The 3,482-nt window shown below is 75.5% G+C and carries 4 protein-coding genes; all 4 read left to right on the forward strand.

The genetic code is table 11. The annotated features are described in order from the left end of the window. On the forward strand, positions 1-202 hold a 202-nt coding region (locus tag ACLIYP_RS29710; RefSeq protein ID WP_412716178.1), incomplete at its 5' end, for an alpha/beta fold hydrolase. 82 nt (positions 203-284) lie between these two features. After that, on the forward strand, positions 285-1,766 hold the full coding sequence (locus ACLIYP_RS29715) for a sensor histidine kinase (RefSeq protein ID WP_412716179.1): 1,482 nt from the start codon (positions 285-287) through the stop codon (positions 1,764-1,766). Continuing rightward, a complete protein-coding gene (locus ACLIYP_RS29720) occupies positions 1,763-2,428 on the forward strand; it encodes a response regulator (protein WP_412716180.1) in 666 nt (221 codons plus the stop codon). Before ACLIYP_RS29715 ends, ACLIYP_RS29720 begins: the two co-directional genes overlap by 4 nt. 125 nt (positions 2,429-2,553) lie before the next feature. Then, on the forward strand, positions 2,554-3,482 hold a 929-nt coding region (locus ACLIYP_RS29725; protein WP_412716181.1), incomplete at its 3' end, for a serine/threonine-protein kinase.

A 3,482-nucleotide genomic window follows, 5' to 3' on the forward strand; every position in this document is an offset into this window, starting at 1 on the left:
CCCCGTGGTGCTGCTGCACGGCGCCGAGGACGCGGACGTGCCCGTCGAGCTGTCCCGCCGCTACGCCGCCGCCCGGCCCGGCGTCCGGCTGGCCGAGCTGCCCGGCACCGGCCACTACGCGCCCGTCACCCCGGGCACGGCGGCCTTCGGGCTGCTGGCGCGGGAGCTGACGCGGTACGCCGGGCGGGCGCGCGGCACCTGAGCGTGTAGTACCTGAGACGGACCCCGGAGGATGCGACCGCGGGCGGACGACCGGGACGCCCGTGGTCCCTAGGGTCGTCACCGTGACCGATACGACGAAACCCGCCGGGGCGAAGACGGCCGGGGCGAAGACGGCCGGGGCGAAGACGGCCGCGGCCGGCGGCTCCAGGCAGCCCACCGAGCTGCGGATGGCCCGCGACGCCCTGCACGACCTGCGCGCGGAACTGCTGACCGGAGCCTTCGCCTTCCGGCCGCTGCCCCCGCTGCCGGAGGACCACCGCCTGCTGCGCCGGCTGCCCGCCGCCGCGCGCGGCCCGGCCCGCCGGCTGCCGCAGCTCGCCCTGGTGGGCCTGACGCTGCTGCTGATGTTCGTCGAGGCCGTCAACTCCCAGCCCTACGACGGCGGCGGCTTCGTGCGGGCGCTGTTCCTCGGCGTGCCGCTGATCGTGCTGCTGTTCCGGCCGATCGGGGCCTTCTGGCTGTCGCTCGGCGGCATGTTCTTCACGGCTACCGTCGCCCCCGGCACCTGGGTCGCCTGGCCCTGGACGGGGGTCTCCTTCGTGGCGCACCTGGTGGTGCTGCTGGTCGTCGCCGCCCGTACCCGCCCCCGGGTGTCGGTCCACATGTGGCTGCTGACCGCCCTGGCCGGCGGGCTCGCCGCCGCGACGGACCCCTACCGGGGCGCGGCGGTCGCCTTCGCCATGGCGGTGGTCTCCGGGATCGCCCTCACCCTGCTGCTGGCCGTGCGCGGCTGGCGCGACTCGCGGCGGCAGGTCGTCGAGCAGGTCGCGGTGGTGGAGGAGGAGCGGTCCCGTCGCACGCTGCTGGAGGAGCGCACCACCATCGCCCGCGAGCTGCACGACGTGGTGGCCCACCACATGTCGGTGGTCGCCATCCAGGCCGAGGCGGCCCCCTACCGAGTCCAGGACCCGCCCGAGGAGCTGGTGGCGGCGCTGGCCACCATCCGGCAGAACGCGGTGACGGCCCTGACCGAGCTGCGCCGAGTCCTGGGCGTCGTCCGCGCGGACCTGCCCGGCGGCCTGGACGGCGGTCTGGGCGACTGGGGCCCTGAGGCGCCGCAGCCCACCCTCGCCGACCTCGGCGGCCTGCTGGAGAACGTGCGCCGCGCCGGGCTGGAGGTGGAGTCGGTGACCACCGGGAGGCCGCGCCCGCTGCCGCAGGGCGTGGAGCTGTCCGCGTACCGCATCGTGCAGGAGGCGCTCAGCAACGCACTGCGCCACGCGCCCGGCGCGAGCGCCCGGGTGGAGCTGGGCTACGTGCCGGTCGGGCTCGGGCTGCGGATCGTCAACGGGCCGCCCGCGGAGCCGGCGGAGGGCCGGGCGGGGGCGGGCCGGGGCGCCGGGCACGGGGTCCTGGGGATGCGGGAGCGCACGGCGATGCTCGGGGGCGAGCTGACGGCCGAGGAGACCGAGGACGGCGGCTTCGCGGTGGAGGCGTTCCTGCCGGTGGAGCCGGACGCAGCGCCGAACGCCGCGTCGGACGCAGCGCCGAACGCAGCGCAGAGCACCGCGCCCGGCACCGCGCTCCGGAAGGACGCGCCGTGATCCGGGTGGTGGTCACCGACGACCAGATGATGGTCCGCGAGGGCTTCTCCGTCCTGCTGAACGCCCAGCCGGACATGGAGGTCGTCGGCGAGGCGGTCGACGGACGCGAGGCCGTGGACGCGGTCGCCGGGCTGGACCCGGACGTCGTGCTGATGGACATCCGCATGCCCGTGGTCAACGGACTGGAGGCCACCCGCGAGATCTGCGCGTCCGGCTCGGCCGCCAGGGTGCTGATCCTGACCACCTACGACCTGGACGAGTACGTCTACCAGGCCCTGCGCGCCGGTGCGAGCGGCTTCCTGCTCAAGGACGCCTCCGCCCGCCAACTGGCCGACGGGGTCAGGACGGTGGCGGCCGGCGAGGCCCTGCTCGCGCCTACGGTCACCCGGCGGCTGATCGCGGAGTTCTCCCGGCTCTCGGCCGCCGCCGGCCCGCACGCCCCGCTCAGGGAGCGCATCGGGGACCTGACCGAGCGTGAGACGCAGGTGCTCGCGCTCGTCGCCCGGGGCCTTTCCAACGGCGAGATCGCCGACCGCCTCGTCGTCGCCGAGTCCACCGTGAAGACGCACGTCAGCCGGGTGCTGGTCAAGCTGGGGCTGCGCGACCGCACCCAGGCGGCCGTCTTCGCCTACGAGTCGGGGCTCGTCACCCCCGGAGGCTGAAACCCCGGGGCCGGGCCCGCGGGACCGGGGCGGGGAACCGGTCACGGATCGGTTGCCGTCGTCATCACCGTGGATCCGCACCTCTATTCTCGACGGACGAGGTGAACGGGGAGGAGCCGCGCGCGATGGAACCACTGGGGGACGGTGACCCGCGCTGGATCGGCGCGTACAGGTTGCTGGGGAGACTGGGCGCCGGCGGGATGGGCCGGGTCTACCTGGCGCGTTCCGAACGCGGCCGCACGGTCGCGGTGAAGGTCGTCCAGGAGGAGCTGGCCCGCCAGCCTTCCTTCCGGGAGCGCTTCGCCAAGGAGGTCAACGCCGCACGGCGGGTCGGCGGCCAGTGGACCGCTCCGGTGCTGGACGCCGACACCGACGCCGCGGTCCCCTGGGTGGCCACCGGCTACATAGCCGGCCCGTCGCTGCAGGAGGTGGTCGACGAGGACTACGGGCCGCTGCCCGAGCACTCGGTGTACGCGCTGGCCGCCGGGCTGATCGAGGCGCTGCGCGCGATCCACGGCGCGGGGCTGGTGCACCGCGATCTGAAGCCGTCGAACGTGCTGGTCACCATCGACGGGCCGAAGGTGATCGACTTCGGCATCGCCCGCGCCCTGGACTCGGTGACCGGGAGCGGGCTGACCCAGACCGGCGCCGTCATCGGCTCGCCGGGCTTCATGTCGCCCGAGCAGGTGCGCGGCGAGCGGGTCACCCCGGCCGGCGACGTGTTCTGCCTCGGCGCGGTGCTCGCCTACGCGGCGACCGGGCGGATGCCGTTCGGCACGGCCGACAGCGGCTTCCACGCACTGCTGTTCCGCATCGCCGAGGAGGAGCCCGACCTGACCGGGCTCTCCGGGCCGCTGCGCGAACTGGTGGCGGACTGCCTGGTCAAGGACCCGGCCGGCCGGCCCGCGCTGGACGGCCTCGCCGCCCGCGTCGCGGCGCACACGCCCTCCGGCGGTACCTGGCTGCCGGGCGAGGTGCTGGCCCAGCTCGGCCGCCACGCGGTGCGGCTGCTGGACAGCGAGGACCCGGACGCGGCGGCGAGCGCCCTGGCGCC

This window comes from Streptomyces nanhaiensis, from assembly GCF_046614825.1.
Classification (GTDB): domain Bacteria; phylum Actinomycetota; class Actinomycetes; order Streptomycetales; family Streptomycetaceae; genus Streptomyces; species Streptomyces radiopugnans.